This is a genomic window from Stenotrophomonas sp. 57 (assembly GCF_030291075.1).
GTDB lineage: Bacteria > Pseudomonadota > Gammaproteobacteria > Xanthomonadales > Xanthomonadaceae > Stenotrophomonas.
This window is the reverse complement of record NZ_CP127407.1, coordinates 535,454-547,632: the sequence shown is the minus strand read 5'-3', so window position 1 is coordinate 547,632 and position 12,179 is coordinate 535,454. Positions and strand designations below refer to the sequence as shown.

The following is a 12,179-nucleotide window of genomic DNA, read 5'->3' as shown; positions in this document are numbered from 1 at the left end:
GCCGATACCTCACGAAAAATTGAATCCTGCGTGAGGATTCGTTGACCTGGGCGGGCGCAGCATGGCCCCGTCGCCCCTTCCCGGAGTCCGCCATGTCCCTCACCCGACGCCATCTGCTGGGCCTGGGCGGTGTTGCCACCGCGGCCGGCCTGCTCGGCCTGGGCGCCTGCAGCCGTGCCGCCCCGGCCGCCGCCGAGGCACGGCCGGCACGGCAGTTCGAGGTCATGCACAGCGACGCCGACTGGCGCCAGCGCCTCACCCCGGCGCAGTACGCAGTGCTGCGCCAACAGGCCACCGAGCGCCCGTACAGCAGCCCGCTCAACAAGGAACACCGGCAGGGCACCTTCGCCTGCGCCGGCTGTGCACTGCCGCTGTTCTCTTCGTCCACCAAGTTCGAGAGCGGCACCGGCTGGCCCAGCTTCTGGGCGCCGTTGCACAACGCCATCGGCGAGGACCGCGACTTCACCTTCGGCATGCTGCGGGTGGAGGTGCATTGCCGGCGCTGCGGCGGCCATCTCGGCCACGTGTTCAACGACGGACCGCGCCCGACCGGACTGCGCTACTGCATGAACGGCGCGGCACTGGTGTTCGTCCCCGGTGCCAGTGATGGCACCGCCGACGGCTGGCGCGTGCCGGTCGGTTCGTCCCCGACTTCCGGAGCCTGACCATGCTGCTGTTGCTGCTTGCCTACCTGGGGGGCGCGCTGACCCTGCTCAGCCCGTGCATCCTGCCGGTACTGCCGTTCGTGTTCGCACGTGCCGACCGCCCCTTCCTGCGCAGCACGCTGCCGCTGCTGCTGGGCATGGCACTCACCTTCACCGTGGTCGCCAGCCTGGCGGCAGTGGGCAGCCAATGGGTGGCACAGGCCAACCAGATCGGACGCTGGATCGCCCTGCTGCTGATGGCGCTGTTCGCGCTGGCCTTGCTGTGGCCGCGGTTGGCCGACCATCTGCTGGCGCCGTTCCAGCGCGTGGGTGCGCGGCTGAGCGCCCGCGCTGATGCGGCCGACGCTGCCGGGCGTGGCGGTGCCTGGACCTCGCTGCTGATCGGCATCGCCACCGGCCTGCTGTGGGCGCCGTGTGCCGGGCCGATCCTTGGCCTGGTGCTGACCGGTGCTGCGCTGCACGGCGCCAGCGTCGGCACCAGCACCCTGCTGCTGGCGTATGCGTTGGGCGCCATCACCGCGCTGGCGCTGGCGGTATGGGTGGGTGGCCGCGTGTTCCGCGCGCTGCAGGCGCGGCTGGGCCTCGGCGATGTGCTGCGCAAGGTGCTGGGCGTGGCGGCGCTGCTGGCGGTGGTGGCGATCGGCCTGGGCTGGGATACCGGCCTGCTGACCCGCCTGTCCACGCTCAGCACCGCGCGCATCGAGCAGGGCCTGCTGGATGCGGTACCCGGTGCGCAACCGGCGGCACCGCCGTTGATGATGATGGCCGGCGCCAATGTCGGGGCCGATGCACCGCTGCCAGTGGAAGGCACCCTGCCAGCACTTGATGGCGCCACCGGCTGGCTCAACAGCCCGCCGCTGAGTGCACAGCAGCTGCGCGGCAAGGTGGTGCTGGTCGATTTCTGGACGTATTCCTGCATCAACTGCCTGCGCGCGATGCCCTTCGTGCACGAATGGGAACGTCGCTACCGCGACCACGGCCTGGTAGTGATCGGCGTGCACACCCCGGAGTTCGCCTTCGAGCGTGACCCGCGCAATGTCATGAAGGCGGTGCAGCAGCTGAAGGTCGAGTACCCGGTGGCGCTGGACAACCAGTACACGATCTGGCGCGCGTTCAACAATCGCTACTGGCCAGCGCAGTACTTCGTCGATGCACAGGGCAACATCCGCGGCCACCAGTTCGGCGAAGGCAACTACGCGCGTTCGGAACAGGTGATCCGCCGCCTGCTGACCGAAGCGGGCCAGACCCATCTGCCGCCCCCGGCCGACCCCGCCGCAGCGGACCTGCAGGGCGTCGCCGCGCAGGCCGACATGGGCAACCTGCGTTCGCCGGAAACCTACCTGGGCCACGCCCGTGCCGAGCAGTTCGCTTCACCCGGTGGACAACATGCGGATACCGCCTTCGACTACGCGCTGCCCACCACGCTCGCGTTGAACCAGTGGGGCCTGTCCGGGCGCTGGACCGTCACCGACGAGGCTGCGCAGCTGCAGCAGGCCGGTGGCCGCATCGCCTTCCAGTTCCATGCGCGCGACCTTCACCTGGTGCTGGCGCCGGGCCAGGAAGGAAAACCGGTGCGCTTCCGCGTGCTGTTGGATGGCAAGCCGCTGCCGGCTGCCGATGCCGGCAGTGATGTCGGCGCCGATGGCAGCGGCGTGGTCAACGAGCACCGCCTGTACCAGCTGGTGCGCCAACGCGGCACGGTCGGCCCGCACCGCTTCGAGATCGAGTTCCTCGACGCGGGCGTACAGGCCTATGCCTTCACCTTCGGTTGAACCGGGAGGACACGATGAAACTCTCCTTCGAACAGGGCATTGCCGCTGGCGTTGCCGGATTGGTGGCCGCGGCACTCATCGCCGGTGTGCTGTTGGTTGACCACGGCGCCATCGCGGCACCGGTCGACGCCAGCGCGCAGGCCAAGGCGCTGCCAGTACCCAGCGGCGATGCCGCGTTCCGCGATGACGCCACCCACGCCAGCGTGGTGTTTGCCGGTGGCTGCTTCTGGGGCGTGCAGGGCGTTTTCCAGCACGTCAAGGGCGTGAGCAATGCGGTCTCCGGCTACATCGGCGGCAGCGCTGCAAATGCGCGTTACGAACGGGTCAGCAGCGGCCAGACCGGCCATGCCGAGGCGGTGAAGATCGACTACGACCCGCGCCAGGTCAGCTACGGGCAACTGATGCAGGTGTTCTTCTCGGTGGCGCACGACCCGACCCAGCTCAACCGCCAGGGGCCCGACCACGGCAGCCAGTACCGATCGGCGATCTTCACTGACGACGCCCGCCAGCAGGCTGCCAGCCGCGCCTACATCGCCCAGCTCGGCCAGGCCGGCAGCTACCGCGCGCCGATCGTCACCCAGCTGGTCAGCGGCCAGCGCTTCTACCCGGCCGAGAGCTACCACCAGAACTACATGACCAACTACCCGCAGGCGGCCTACATCCGCTACTACGACGCGCCGAAGCTGGCCGCCCTGGCCAGGCAGTTCCCGGCGCTGTACCGGCGCGATGCGGTGCTGGTGCCGATGCGCTGACGGCTTTTCCCCCGAGGCTGATCGGTGCTTGGGCTGCTCTTCTGTAGCGCTGAGCCCACGCTCGGCTGCTGTTGGCGGAAAAGCAGCATGGGCTCGGCTCTACACAAAAAAAAGACGCACGGCCATCCAGCCGTGCGCTTGGAAAGTACCGGCCGTGCCCCGATCAGGCCCAGCCGACACCGCCATGCTAGGCTCGCCATCATCATGGGTACAGCACCAGATGGCGGGATGTTCGATGGATACAGATGACCACAGCGCGATGATCCCTCCCCGCTACCAGCGGCTGTCCGATGAACTGGCCGAGGCCATCCACGGCGGCCGGCTTCCAGTAGGCAGCCGCCTGCCGTCGCTGCGGCAGATGGCATCGCAGCGCCGGCTCAGCCTGAACACGGTGATCGCCGCCTATCGCCAGCTGGAGGATGCCGGGCTGGTGATTCCCCGGCCCAAGGCCGGCTTCGAGGTCGCGCCGCGGCTGTCGGTGCCGGAACGGTCGTTGCGCGATGTGCCCTCCGCGCCCACCGCACCACTGCAGCAGGTACTGATGGCGCGCGTGCTGGAAGCACAGCGCCGCCCGGGCGTGATCGACCTGGCCTTCGCCGGCCCGCGCGGTCGCCAGTTCTACCCCGGCGCGCAGCTCGCCAGGCACACTGCCCAGGTGCTGCGCCACGGCCAGCAGACGGTGGAGACCTACGCGCGCCCGAATGGTTCACCACGGCTGCTGGCGCAGATCGTGCGCCGTGGTCCGCGCATGGGCCTGCACACCCACGCCGAGCGCCTGCTGCTGACCCACGGTGCGATGGAAGCGCTGCAGCTGGCGTTGCGTGCAGTGACCCAACCGGGCGACGCGGTCGGCATCGAAGCGCCGTCCTACTTCAATCTGTACCCGTTGCTGGCCAACCTCGGCCTGCAGGCCATCGAACTGCCCACCCACCCGCAGCACGGCCTGGACGTCGACGCGCTGGATGCGATGCTGGAGCACACGCCACTGGCCGCGCTGGTGGTGATGCCGACCGTGCACAACCCGCTGGGCTGCACCATGCGGACCGCCGACAAGCAACGTCTGGCCGAGCTGGTCAACGCGCGCCAGCTGCCGTTGATCGAGGATGCGGTGTACGCAGAACTGCAGTTCTGCGAGCCGCCGGCGCCCTTGCTGAAGGCGTTTGATCGCGACGGCTGGGTGATGGTCGTCGGCGGCTTCTCCAAGACGCTGGCACCGGATTACCGCGTCGGCTGGCTCGATGGTGGCCGCTTCGCCGAGCGCATCGCGCTGCTGAAGTTCCAGTCCACCGGTGGCGAGCCGCAGCTGCTGGGTGATGCGGTGGCGGCCTATCTGGAAGCCGGCAGCTACGAGCACCATCTGCATCGCATGCGTCGCCTGTATCGCGAACAGGTCGGACGGCTGCGGCAGCTGGTGGCCGAGCACTTCCCGGCCGGCACCCGCGCCACTGAACCGCAGGGTGGATTCCTGCTGTGGCTGGAACTGCCGGGCGTGGATACGCGCGAGCTGTTCGAGCGTGCATTGAACGAGGACATCGTGTTCATGCCCGGCCAAATGTATTCGCGTGGCGCGCGTTACCGCCATTGCCTGCGGCTGTCGTGCTGCCAGACGCTGGACGCGCACGTCATCGGCGCGGTGGAGCGACTGGGCGCGATTGCGCGGGAGCTGGCGGCGCGCCAGCTCCTGTAGAGCCGAGCCTACGCTCGGCTGCCCTTCGCCAATGGTCCCCCACTGAGCCGAGCATGGGCTCGGCTCTACAGTAGGCAGGTCAATCGAGCAGGTGCGTGCTCAGGATCTGGCCATCCGCCCCCGGAAGATTGGGCAGCCGCCCCCAGCACGGCATCGGCAGGCGCTGCTGCAGCGTGGCCACGTTCTCGTCCTGGCGCTGCATCGCCGGGTCGATGTGGTTGCCGATCCAGCCCAGACAGTCCACGCCGCTGGCCTGCAGTGATTGCGCAGTCAGCCGCGCGTGGTTCACGCAGCCCAGCCGCATGCCCACCACCAGCAGCACCGGCAACTGCAGCGCACGCACCAGATCGAGCTGATCCAGCGTGGCCGAAACCGGCGCCAGCCAACCGCCCACGCCCTCCACCACCACCACATCGGCCTGCGCACGCAGTCGTTCGAACGCAGCCACGATCGGCGCCAGTTCAACCTGCACACCATCCTCGGCAGCAGCCAGCTCCGGTGCCAGCGGCTGCCGCAGCGCGTACGGGTTCAGATCCGCGTAGTCCGGCACCGGCCAGCTGGCCGCCTGCAGCGCCAGCGCGTCTTCATTGCGCAGGCCCTGCCCCAGGTCCTCACTGCCGCTGGCCACCGGCTTCATCCCGACCGCGCGCAGCCCGCGCCGGCGCAGCGCATGCAGCAGGGCGGTACTGGTGGCGGTCTTGCCGATCCCGGTATCGGTGCCGGTGACGAACAGGGCGGGCGGCAGCGTGGCGGGCAACGGCATCGAAGGGCTCCAACAGGGCAACAGTGTGTGCATTATCGCCGGCCCGGCGCGCTTGCTAGACTGCAACCATGTTCGCCAATGCCTCGCTCACCGGCAGCAAGCCGGAACAATACGCCCAGCTGCTGGAACAGGCCCGAGGCCTGGTCTACGGCGAGTCCGACCGCATCGCCAACGCGGCCAACCTCTCTGCACTGGTCTACCACGCCCTGCCCGACCTGAACTGGGTGGGCTTCTACCTGTACGACGGCAAGGAACTGGTGGTCGGCCCGTTCCAGGGCCTGCCGGCCTGCGTACGCATCCCGCTGGACAAGGGCGTGTGCGGCGCCGCCGCCACCCAGCGCGTGACCCAGCGCGTGGAGGACGTCGATGCCTTCCCCGGCCATATCGCCTGCGATTCGGCCTCGCGCTCGGAACTGGTGGTGCCGCTGCTGCGTGGTGATGAACTGATCGGCGTGTTCGACATCGACAGCCCGAAGGTCGGCCGCTTCGACGCCGAGGATCAGGCTGGCCTGGAAGCCATCGCCCGCGTGTTCGTCGAGGCGTTGGGATGAGCGCACCGAAGCTGCGCAACATCGGCCCCAAAAGTGCAGCCTGGCTGCGCCAGGTCGGCCTGCGCAGCCGCGACGACCTGGTCGCGATCGGTGCGGTCGGTGCCTTCGTCAAGGTCAAGCGTGCCGGCTTCAAGCCCAGCCTGAACCTGCTGTACTCGCTGGAAGGTGCATTGCTGGACTGCCACTGGCAGGAGCTGAGCGAGCCGCAGCGCGATGCGCTGGTGCAGGACTATGAAGCGCGTATCGCCGCGCATCCGCTGAAGGCGGCCGGCCCGGCCTCGGGCCCGGTGCATGAGCAGCGCTTCGATGCCGGTGATGACGCTGAAGACAGCGTTGACGAGGGCGCGGACGAGGATTGAGCCGCGCCCTTCTGTAGAGGCGAGCCCACGCTCGGCTGGCTTTTCTGATCGAAGTGCAGCCGAGCATGGCTCGGCTCTACCAGAGCAGATCAGGGCTGCTGCAGCTCCAGCAGCTCACCCACCAGCCCGACCTCACCCCGCTCCAGCCACACCCGCAGGCGCGTGCCGTGGTCGATGCGCAGCGCCCAGCAAAGCGACATCGGCAGGCCGCAGACCTGCGACAGCACCATGCGCAGCGGGCCACCGTGGCTGACCACCAGCGTCGGCACCGGGTCATCCTCGTCAAGCAGGCGATCCAGCGCGCGCGCGATGCGCCGCTCGAAATGCCCCCAGCTCTCGCCGTTCGGCGGCGGGAACGCATGCGGATCGGCGTGGAAGGCCGCCACTGCGTCTTCCGGCAGGTCGAACAGCGACTGCCCGTCCCAATCGCCGAAGTCCAGCTCTTCCCATTCCTCGTCTGCTTCCACGTCCAGCCCGCGCGGCGTGGCCAGCGCCATGGCGGTGTGCAGCGCACGCAACCGCGGTGAACTGATCACCCGCCCCCAGGGCTGCGCGGCATAGGCCTCGATCAGTTCCTGCGGCAGGCCAGCCAGTTGCGGAGGGTCGCTGCGGCCATCAAGGTATTCATCACGGCCATTGCCGGCATGGCGGACCAGGTCGAGGATCATGCGTGCGTCCCGGACGGGCAACGCAGGTACAGCGGAAAACGGGCGGACATCGGCAACGGCACCACGGGATCGAGCAACCATTCTAAAGGCACGGCCGAAGCAGTCGAGCAGACGCGACGCAACGGGACTGCCTGCGATGCCGTAGACTGCGCCCACTTCCAGGTGACCTGCGGCCACGGCCGGCAGGTTGAAACGGGAAGCCGGTGACGCGTGATTCCACGCCAGGCCGGCGCTGCCCCCGCAACGGTAAGCACGTCAGTTCCAGGCAACACCGCCACTGTGCCACGGGCATGGGAAGGCGCCTGGACGGTGGCCTCGCGCCACCCGGCGGCAAGCCCGGAGACCGGCCCGGAAGCCTCAGGTCGCGATGCGGTGGGCATGGCGCTGGATGACCGCAGCCCATGCTGCGGCATCGGCGCGTGCCTGCCTTCGCGGCTCCTCCCCTTCGCCACGCGGGCGTGCGTGGCACCTGGAGTCCCCCATGAAGCTGCAGTCCCGAATGCTGTCCCTGGCCGTGCTGGCCGCCCTGCCCGCGCTGGCACAGGCCAACGAGGACACCACCGCGCTCGACCAGATCCTGGTCACCGCTACCCGCACCCCGATTGCCCTGCAGGACAGCATCGCGCCGGCACAGGTGATCGATCGCGCACAGATCGAAGCGAGCCAGGCGACCTCGCTGCAGGAGCTGCTGCGTGGCCGCGCCGGCATCAACCTCACCAATGCCGGCGGGCTCGGCAAGCAGAGCTCGCTGTTCCTGCGCGGTACCAATTCCAGCCACACGGTGGTGCTGGTCGATGGCGTGCGCATCAACAGCGCCGACCTCGGCCTGGCCATGTACCAGGACCTGCCACTGGCGCAGATCGAACGCGTGGAAATCGTGCGCGGCCCGCAGTCGAGCCTGTACGGCGCCGACGCCATCGGTGGCGTGATCCAGATCTTCACCCGCCGCAACCAGGGCGATTTCGCCCCGCATTTCCAGCTTGGCGGTGGCAGCAACGGGCTGCGTGAAGCCAGCGGTGGCATTGGCGGTGGTACCGAGCGCGGCTGGTTCGGTGCCGACATCGCCTACCAGCATTCCGATGGCATCGATGCCTGCCGCGGCTCGGCCACGCTGTTCGCCGGCTGTTTCGCCAACGAGCCCGACCGCGACGGCTACCGCAACCTGTCCAAGAGCCTGCGCGGTGGCTATACCTTCAACGAGAAGTGGAACGTGGAAGGCAGCGCGCTGCGCGCCGACGGCAGGAACCACTACGACGGCTACTACAACTACTCCGAGACCCGCCAGCAGGTGCTGGCCGGCAAGGTGCGCTACACCCCGTCCGAGCGCCTGGCATTCACCGCAAGCGTCGGCCGCAGTGACAACGAGTCGGACAACTTCGGCGACTTCGGTGCACGTGGCAGCGCACAGACCCACCGCGACAGCGCCTCGCTGCAGGGCGATATCGGCGTGGCCGAAGGCCAGCTGCTGAGCGCAGGCGTGGACTGGAGCGAAGACAACCTGGATGGCAGCAGCGCGGGTTACCTCGTCGACAGCCGCCGCAACACCGGCGTATTCGTGCAGTACCAGGGCCGCTTCGGCCGCCACCAGCTGCAGGCCAGCGCGCGCAACGACGACAACCAGCAGTTCGGCAACCACGCCACCGGCAGCGTTGGCTGGGCGATGGAACTGGGCCACGGCCTGCGCGTCAATGCCAGCTATGGCACCGCGTTCAAGGCACCGACCTTCAGCGACCTGTATGACCCGTGGAGCGGCGTGCCGACGTTGAATCCGGAGAAGTCGAAGAGTGCCAACCTGGGTGTTTCGCAGCAGGGCCAGGGCTGGCATTGGGGCCTGGACGTGTATGAAACCCGCGTCGATGATCTGATCACCTACGATGCGGCGACCTTCAGGATGCAGCAGGTGGAGAAGGCCCGCATCCGCGGTGCCGAACTGACCGGTAGCCTGCTGCTGGCCGGCTTCGACATCAACGCCCAGCTGAGCTACACCGACCCGCGCAACCGCACCGGCGGCAGCACCCAGTTCGACAACTGGCTGCCTCGCCGCGCGCAGCAGACCGCGCGCCTGGACATCGACCGCCGCTTCGGCGACTTCCGCGCAGGCCTGACCGTGCAGGGTGCGGGCAAGCGCTACGACGATGCCGCCAATGCGGTGAAGGTGGGAGGTTACGGCACGCTGGATGTGCGCGCCGAGTACGCGCTGACGCCGTCGTGGTCGCTGCTGGCGCGTGCCGCCAACGTGTTCGACCGCAGATATGAGACGGTGGCGTGGTTCAACCAGCCGGGTCGTGAGTACCAGTTGAGCGTGCGTTACCAGCCGAAGTGAAGGAAGGCGCCGGGCATTGCCCGGCGCGTTTTCCATCGACGCATGGCGTCGATCTACTGTAGAGCCGAGCCCATGCTAGGCTCATGCATTCAAGCAGCCGAGCGTGGGCTCGGCTCTACCCCGGGATACCGGCGGTCAGTCCCGGCAGTTCACGCAGGTCATCGATCACCGCCACCGCATGCGCGGTGGCCAGGTCCAGGCCGCGCGGATAGCCGTAGCGCACCAGTGCGATCGGCATGCCGGCATCTTCGGCGGCGCGGTAATCGGTCAACGAATCACCCACCATCAGGCAGGACGCCACCGGCAGCCCGAAGTGCGCTGCGATATGGCGCAGTGGCTCACCGCTGGGCTTGCGCTGCGGCAGTGAATCGCCCCCCAGCACCAGCGCGAACGCATCATCGATACCCAGATACTGCAACAGCGGCGGCACCAGCGCTTCGGGCTTGTTGGTGCAGATGGCCAGCGGAACAGCACGTGCACGCAGCTGCGCCAGTGCTTCGCCCACGCCATCGAACAGGCGCGGGCTGCGCAGCAGGCACTCACGGTAGTGCACCATGAACACCGGCATCACCTCGGCCAGGTCCACCTCGCGGCCGGCGGCCTGCAGCGACTGTTCGACCAGGCGACGCACACCGTCACCGATCCAGCCCAGCACGGTGGCCTCCGGCACGCGCGCCAAGCCGATGTCCTCCAGCGTGCGGTTCAGTGCTTCGGCGATATCGGCAGCGCTGTCGACCAGCGTGCCATCGAGGTCGAATACGACCAGCGGATAGGGATACGACAAGGGACGGCGCCTGTACAACGTGGGGCCGTCCATTGTACGCCGCCCTTTTTCTACTGGATCCGCCTCAGCCGATCCGGCGTGCGCGGGTGGCCAGGAAGGTGGGCAGGTAACGGTCGATCAGGAAGCGCGGCCGCGGCTGCCAGTCTTCCATGAAGCGATCGATGACGAAGCCGGCATCCAGCTGCCCCCCAATCAGTTCGGTCAGGCTGTGGCCGAAGGTCAGCGCGTCACCACGGGCCAGTTTCGCCTCGCGTTCCGCCGATGGCAGATCTTCCAGATCCGAATAGGGAATGGCGTACTGCGGCCGGATCAGGCCCTGTGCATCCAGCTGCGGATCACGCGCGCCGACGAACAGCACCGGGTTGTAGAAACTGGCCATCAGCATCCCGTCGCGCGCCAGCACGCGGCGGCATTCGGTCCACACCGGGCGCACGTCGGGTACGTACAGGTTGGAGATCGGATGGAACACCACGTCGAAGCTGTCGTTGGCGAATACGTGCAGGTCGCGCATGTCGCCCTGCACGGTGCGCAGCTGCAGGCCGTCGCGCGCAGCGACCCTGCGATCCTGTTCCAGCTGCCCGTCGGACAGGTCGAACACGGTGACGTCTGCGCCGGCCGCCGCCAGCACGGGTGCCTGCTGGCCACCGCCCGAGGCCAGGCACAGGATGCGGCGGCCGCGCACATCACCCAGCCAGTCCAGCGGCAGCGCGCGTGGGGTCAGGTGCACCTGCCAACGGCCTTCGCGCGCGGCGGCAATGGTTGAGCTTTCCACCGGGCGCGACCATTCGCGCACTTCGCTGGCCTGGCGGTCCCAGGCAGCACGGTTGTGGTCGATCAAGGCCTGTCCATGGTTCATGTGTTCTCCTTGCCCGGTGGGCGCCAATCCAGATCCTGGAAGGCCGGGCTGGCGAAACACTCGGCCAGGTAGTCCAGGAATCGCCGCATGATAGCGGGCTGCTGGCGCCGTGACGCGTACACGGCATGAATGCCGAGTTCGTCCAGGCTGAATCCGGGCAGCAGTTCGATCAGTTCGCCGGTGCGCAGCAGCGGCGCCACCTGGTAGGTCGGCAGCATGGCGATACCGGCACCGGCCCGCACTGCCTCCAGCAGCAGCGAAGCCTCGTTGGCGCTGATGTTGCCGCCCACCGCCACCGACAGTGAACGGCCATCGCGGTGCAGCTGCCACAGGCTCTTGCCCACGTAGTGATGGGTCAGGCAGTTGTGCGCGGCCAGGTGTTCCGGTGCGGTGGGCGTACCGCGTGCCTGCAGGTAGGACGGCGTCGCGCACAACACCGAGCGACAGGTGGCCAGCCGTCGCGCAATCAGGCTGGGGTCGATCTGGCGGGCGATGCGTACGGCCAGGTCCACGCGCTCTTCCACCAGGTTCACCATGCGGTCGACCAGCAGCAGTTCGATGCGCGCCGCCGGGTGGCGTGCGACGAAACCTGCCACCGCCCGCGCCAGGTGGGCCTGCCCGAACGACACGCTGGCGGTCACCCTCAGCGTGCCGTGCGGCTCGGGATCGTCGCTGGCCAGTTCGCCCTGCAGCGCCTCGCCGATGGCCAGCATCTGCCGGAAGCGCGCCAGCGCCGCCTCGCCGGGGCCGGTCAGGCTGACCCGGCGCGTGGTCCGGTGGAGCAGGCGCGCGCCCAGCCAGCCCTCGACCTCGGCCAGGTAGCGGGAGACCATCGCCCGCGACATGTCCAGCACCTCGGCGGCGGCGGTGAGGCTGCCACGCTCGGCCACCTCGACAAACACGGTCATGGCGGTCAGTCGATCCATCTGCTCGATTCCTGCAACAAACAAGCGCGTTATACGCTGTTTTTCGAGCGACTGCAGCGGCCTAGAGTGGCCC

Annotated in this window: 12 protein-coding genes and 1 riboswitch; of the genes, 7 read left to right on the top strand and 5 right to left on the bottom strand. The window is 68.4% G+C overall.

Features of this window, described 5'->3' with window-relative positions; translation table 11 throughout:
• Positions 1-92 precede the first annotated feature (92 nt).
• From msrB to QP512_RS02450, 4 genes are all read left to right on the top strand, one after another.
• Entirely contained in the window at positions 93-665 is a 573-nt protein-coding gene (msrB, locus tag QP512_RS02465) for a peptide-methionine (R)-S-oxide reductase MsrB (protein WP_286070845.1), read from the top strand.
• Positions 666-667: 2 nt separating this feature from the next.
• Entirely contained in the window at positions 668-2,437 is a 1,770-nt protein-coding gene (locus QP512_RS02460) for a cytochrome c biogenesis protein DipZ (protein WP_286070844.1), read from the top strand.
• A gap of 14 nt (positions 2,438-2,451) precedes the next feature.
• The gene (gene msrA, locus QP512_RS02455) at positions 2,452-3,189 is read left to right on the top strand and encodes a peptide-methionine (S)-S-oxide reductase MsrA (protein WP_286070843.1); all 738 of its coding nucleotides are present in this window, start codon (positions 2,452-2,454) and stop codon (positions 3,187-3,189) included.
• A gap of 235 nt (positions 3,190-3,424) precedes the next feature.
• Complete coding sequence (locus tag QP512_RS02450) at positions 3,425-4,876, top strand: PLP-dependent aminotransferase family protein (RefSeq protein WP_286070842.1); 1,452 nt, start codon at positions 3,425-3,427, stop codon at positions 4,874-4,876.
• A gap of 79 nt (positions 4,877-4,955) precedes the next feature.
• Here QP512_RS02450 and bioD read toward each other — a convergent pair whose 3' ends face one another.
• Positions 4,956-5,639 (bottom strand): dethiobiotin synthase, encoded by a 684-nt coding sequence (gene bioD / locus QP512_RS02445; protein ID WP_286070841.1) that lies wholly within the window; start codon positions 5,637-5,639, stop codon positions 4,956-4,958.
• A 68-nt stretch (positions 5,640-5,707) separates the two neighbouring features.
• Here bioD and QP512_RS02440 point away from each other — a divergent pair, with 68 nt between their 5' ends.
• Both QP512_RS02440 and QP512_RS02435 read left to right on the top strand, forming a co-directional pair.
• Positions 5,708-6,190 carry a GAF domain-containing protein gene (locus tag QP512_RS02440; protein ID WP_286070840.1) on the top strand — a complete coding sequence of 161 codons (483 nt, stop codon included), beginning with the start codon at positions 5,708-5,710 and terminating at the stop codon, positions 6,188-6,190.
• Complete coding sequence (locus tag QP512_RS02435) at positions 6,187-6,549, top strand: TfoX/Sxy family protein (RefSeq protein ID WP_286070839.1); 363 nt, start codon at positions 6,187-6,189, stop codon at positions 6,547-6,549. The genes QP512_RS02440 and QP512_RS02435 overlap by 4 nt, the downstream gene beginning before the upstream one ends.
• Before the next feature lie 89 nt (positions 6,550-6,638).
• On the opposite strand, the gene QP512_RS02430 is transcribed toward QP512_RS02435, so the two are convergent.
• Positions 6,639-7,217 (bottom strand): histidine phosphatase family protein, encoded by a 579-nt coding sequence (locus tag QP512_RS02430; RefSeq protein WP_286070838.1) that lies wholly within the window; start codon positions 7,215-7,217, stop codon positions 6,639-6,641.
• Positions 7,218-7,360: 143 nt separating this feature from the next.
• A riboswitch (cobalamin riboswitch) is annotated at positions 7,361-7,584 on the top strand.
• Positions 7,585-7,698: 114 nt separating this feature from the next.
• On the opposite strand from QP512_RS02430, the gene btuB reads away from it, so the two are divergent.
• Positions 7,699-9,540 (top strand): TonB-dependent vitamin B12 receptor, encoded by a 1,842-nt coding sequence (btuB, locus tag QP512_RS02425; RefSeq protein ID WP_286070837.1) that lies wholly within the window; start codon positions 7,699-7,701, stop codon positions 9,538-9,540.
• A gap of 115 nt (positions 9,541-9,655) precedes the next feature.
• Here btuB and gph read toward each other — a convergent pair whose 3' ends face one another.
• The 3 genes from gph to QP512_RS02410 form a co-directional block, all read right to left on the bottom strand.
• Positions 9,656-10,324: a phosphoglycolate phosphatase gene (gene gph / locus QP512_RS02420; protein WP_286070836.1), complete on the bottom strand. Its 669-nt coding sequence runs from the start codon at positions 10,322-10,324 to the stop codon at positions 9,656-9,658.
• Between the two features lie 64 nt (positions 10,325-10,388).
• Positions 10,389-11,180, bottom strand: coding sequence for a class I SAM-dependent methyltransferase (locus QP512_RS02415; RefSeq protein WP_286070835.1), 792 nt, complete (start codon positions 11,178-11,180; stop codon positions 10,389-10,391).
• A complete protein-coding gene (locus QP512_RS02410; protein WP_286070834.1) occupies positions 11,177-12,106 on the bottom strand; it encodes a LysR family transcriptional regulator in 930 nt (309 codons plus the stop codon). The genes QP512_RS02415 and QP512_RS02410 overlap by 4 nt, the downstream gene beginning before the upstream one ends.
• Positions 12,107-12,179 lie beyond the last annotated feature (73 nt).